Source organism: Ottowia cancrivicina, from assembly GCF_029813755.1.
GTDB classification, from domain to species: Bacteria; Pseudomonadota; Gammaproteobacteria; order Burkholderiales; family Burkholderiaceae_C; genus Ottowia; species Ottowia massiliensis.
In genome coordinates this window covers 1-3839 of record NZ_JARVII010000049.1, presented here as the reverse complement: position 1 = coordinate 3839, position 3839 = coordinate 1, and the positions used below count along the sequence as shown (strand labels likewise).

At 48.0% G+C, this 3839-nt stretch carries 4 protein-coding genes; 3 read left to right on the top strand and 1 reads right to left on the bottom strand.

Going from position 1 to position 3839, the window contains the following annotated elements; all coding sequences use genetic code 11:
• The 3 genes from QB898_RS12820 to QB898_RS12810 form a co-directional block, all read left to right on the top strand.
• A partial coding sequence (locus QB898_RS12820) for an RHS repeat domain-containing protein (RefSeq protein WP_279525264.1) occupies nt 1-792 on the top strand: 792 nt, incomplete at its 5' end.
• A gap of 687 nt (nt 793-1479) precedes the next feature.
• Complete coding sequence (locus QB898_RS12815) at nt 1480-2328, top strand: RHS repeat domain-containing protein (protein ID WP_279525263.1); 849 nt, start codon at nt 1480-1482, stop codon at nt 2326-2328.
• Between the two features lie 46 nt (nt 2329-2374).
• The gene (locus tag QB898_RS12810) at nt 2375-2719 is read left to right on the top strand and encodes a hypothetical protein (protein ID WP_279525262.1); all 345 of its coding nucleotides are present in this window, start codon (nt 2375-2377) and stop codon (nt 2717-2719) included.
• A 776-nt stretch (nt 2720-3495) separates the two neighbouring features.
• Here QB898_RS12810 and ruvC read toward each other — a convergent pair.
• Nucleotides 3496-3839, bottom strand: a 344-nt coding sequence (gene ruvC / locus QB898_RS12805; protein WP_279525261.1) for a crossover junction endodeoxyribonuclease RuvC, incomplete at its 5' end; no start/stop codon positions are given.

The following is a 3839-nucleotide window of genomic DNA, read 5'->3' as shown; positions in this document are numbered from 1 at the left end:
CTGAACAAGGCGGGCGAGACGACGTGGAAAGCCAGATATGAAGCCTTTGGCAAGGCGCGGATAGACCATGCTTCGACGGCGCAAATCAACCTGAGATTGCCGGGCCAGTACTTTGATGCGGAAACGGGGCTGCACCAGAACTGGAACCGGGACTATGCGCCGGGCATTGGAAGGTATGTACAGGCGGATCCCATTGGACTGGAGGGGGGCATAAACGTCTATGAGTATGCCTATGGGAATCCGTTGGTTTATTATGACCCTTATGGACTGTTTGGTATGGATTCTGTATGGGGCGGGATTTACAGAATGACTGGAGGATGGACTCCTTCACAAGAGTTTGTGGATTTTTCAGCCGGGTTTGGTGATGTAATGTCGCTACAACTTACAAAAAAAACAAGAAAAATTTTTGACTTCGGTCAAAGTGTTGATGTGTGTTCAAATAGTTATTTTATTGGCGAAATGGCAACAATGTTAATGCCTATTGGCATGTTGGGACGAGTGTCGAAAATAGCAAGATTCTCAAATAACCCATTCAAATATGAACTTGGTCAAAAAACAGTTTCAGATAAGGTATGGAAAGAGCTTGGGCTAGCTAATAAGACGCCAGAACAAAGAAGCGATATTATTATTGCATCCAAAGGATGGCTTTATGCCTTCTTCAGTTTTTCAGGGAACTGGAGGGCTACCTTATCCACTGGACCGACGCCAGGTGCAGCCGCAGGCCTTGTTGTTGTGGCTGCCGGAATGGGTGGATATGCTATTTCACAAAAATTAGATTGCATCTGTAAATAAATATGCGTGGATTTTCATTTTTCGATGTAATTTTTACTGTGCTTAGCATATGGTTATCTGGTCATTTGTTGCTCTTCGTGGCAAAGCGCACCAGTAGTTTGTTGGCAATAGTTGTCATAATATCTCTATTACCCTTTTTGTTTATTGCCACAAGATGTATATATATATTATTGTTGGCGAAATTGGGTCTAGTAAAAATCCTTATTAGAGATGACTAATATTTTGATGGCGCTAATATGCCTAATGCTATAGCCAATGGCTTTATGGGACAATAGAATCGTTTTGGTTCTCGCTTAACATCTGAGATATTATAAGTGATATTGATTAATGGCATATATCGCTTTCGTAAATCAATCAGAATTTTTTTGATGAATGTAAATTTTGAGGTCATGAAATGAATATCATGATATGGTTTTGCTCTTTGTGTTTATTTATTTCTGGAGTATGTATATCTATAGTAACCGGAAGGGGACTATATTTCTTTATATTTTTTGCGCTTGCTTGGTTTGCTTATTATGGTAGGTATCTTCTTCATAAAAAATGAGGTAGATGACGAAAGGCATGACAAAACTAAATGATATTGCCGCTACGATTAGTAAACAATAAGCCAAAAGAAGAATTGCCAAGACTGTCACACAAGGCGCAACAAGCCGCACCACCTACTACATCAACGGCGAAAGCGCCCTGATGGCCGAAGCCGATGAAGAAGGGCGGATCACCAGGGCGTACGGATTCAACCCCCACACGCAGCAAGCCAGAACCAACGAGGAGGACGAAGACGAACAAGAAGGCAGCCTATGGAGCACCGACCCCATCTGGCAGGCGGACCTTGCAGCAGGTCAGAGCCTCAAAGAAGCCAGCTACCACTACTTGGTCACGGACCACCTGGGAACGCCCGTATTGGCGCTGAACAAGGCGGGCGAGACAACGTGGAAAGCGAACTACGAGGCTTTCGGCAAGGCCAGAGTCAATCCGGCCTCAACGGCGCAAATCAACCTGAGGTTGCCGGGCCAATACTTCGATGCGGAAACGGGGCTGCACCAGAACTGGAACCGGGACTATGCGCCGGGCATTGGCAGGTATATACAGGCGGATCCGATTGGACTGGCGGGAGGGGTGAATGTTTACCAGTATGCCTATGGGAATCCGTTGGTTTATTATGATTCATTAGGTCTGATTTGTTTTAATTTTGATATTTTAGCTAATCATGTTAGAGAATATAGGGCGCCGTTAAGTGTAGTGCTTGGCACTTTGGTGGCTGAATTGTTTTATGGAGTGGTTCCTAAAACAAGCTTTGAAAGGAGGAAAGCAGTTGATTCAAAAAACCCAAAGATACATGATTACACGAATCAACCGAGTCGTAGAGTCGCCAAAGCCCTAAAAGAAGGCAGGATCACAACAGAAGAAGCAAAAGCGATAAGGCACAAATGGCGCAACCGGTGGATGATTACACATGGTATTGTAGTGTTATTGGTTGCTGAGGGATTTTATGATCTTGGTGTTGTTATGGGGGGCATGGGAGGCAACTTCATTTGAGAGATGTGAATGCAATTGATGAATTGGACAAGAATTGGATATAATCATGAAACTGACAAAGAATGATATATACACAATCTGCATCAAGAGATTGGCACAGATATTTGGTTTGGATGTTTCTCAGATTGATTTGGAGATGAATTGGGATTGCAAGTTGTTCAATGTCAAGCGATCATTCTGGGAGATTAATCCATTTGAAGAACTTAATGATGATATTGAAGATGCCGCCAATGAATTGATTTTCAGCAAGATTAAGAATAACCAACTGATGATTAGAACAGTAAGGGATCTTTGCGAATATATGGTGGACAGGTATGAAGATGATCCAGACCTGTTTGTAAAAAATATGTTCCCGCCATTTGATAAGGCATGGCTGGAAGATCGTAAATAAACTGCCTGTCTTATGGTTCTGAAAAAAGAAAGAGTCAGATGGCAATGTGCTTGAATGGGCTTGGCAAGAAAAAATTCACTCTTAAAGCATCCGCGCTCCAAGGAACATTTCCGTAAAAGAGTCAAAGGAGAGAGCAGGGTCAATGAAAAACCGAATGCGAGCTTTCAGAGTCCTATGCCAGTCATTCGGGGCCAAATGGATCAGCGCTTCTCTCGGCCGCGCCAGCCAGGCCGAAGGCCATTGCCACTTTCTTGTCTGACCAATCCGCGCCGCCTCATGCAGTCCGTCCAAGAGGGGGTGTCTTTCTGTAGTCGTCTATTTGCTCCTCATTCAATAGCATGACGTCCTAGTGGAACGTGCGCGAAGGCCGTTTTCAGCCCCTTCAAATTTGCTCCTGACTTTGATGCGGCAACGCCTCACCCCGCCACAGCCAGCCTCTGCCCGTCACGAATACCCAATGAAGCCATGCCCTGCAAGGTTTTAGTCGCGCCCGCCAAAGTTTTGCTCCACTATCAGCGTCCGTACTGACCTTGGCCCTGTCCTTGTTGCTGCTGCCGGTGCAAGCGCAGCAAAGCGGCGGGCGGCACGTTTGTCAGGGCTTGTTTGCGATCTTCAAACGGTTTGCAGGCGCGAAAAACGCGGATTCGCGCGCTCTTGAGCGTTGCAAATCTTCGCCGGGCAGCCATTGGGCCGCAAGACCCGTTTGCGGTTTGCGCCTTGTTGCCCAGCCCGAACTGCGCGCTTTTGCTCCTCATGGCCAGAGAGCCAACAGGCCCTCAGCGCTGGCGGTACATGCTGCCGGCGCGGCGCGTTTGGCCGCTGGCGGCTTGCAGGCGGGCAAGGGAGTGGCTGGCGTGGGCGTGGGTGATGGCCAGGCCGAGCGCGTCGGCGGCGTCTTGTCGGGGGGCGGCGGGCAGGGCGAGCAGGCGGCGCACCATTTCCTGCACTTGCGCTTTGGCCGCGCGGCCGTGGCCTGCCACGGTTTGCTTCATTTGCAGGGCGGTGTATTCGGTGACGGGCAGGTTTTGCGCGACCAGCGCCGTCACGCAGGCGCCGCGCGCCTGGCCGAGCAGCAAGGTGGCCTGGGGATTGACGTTGACGAAGACGATTTCGACCACGG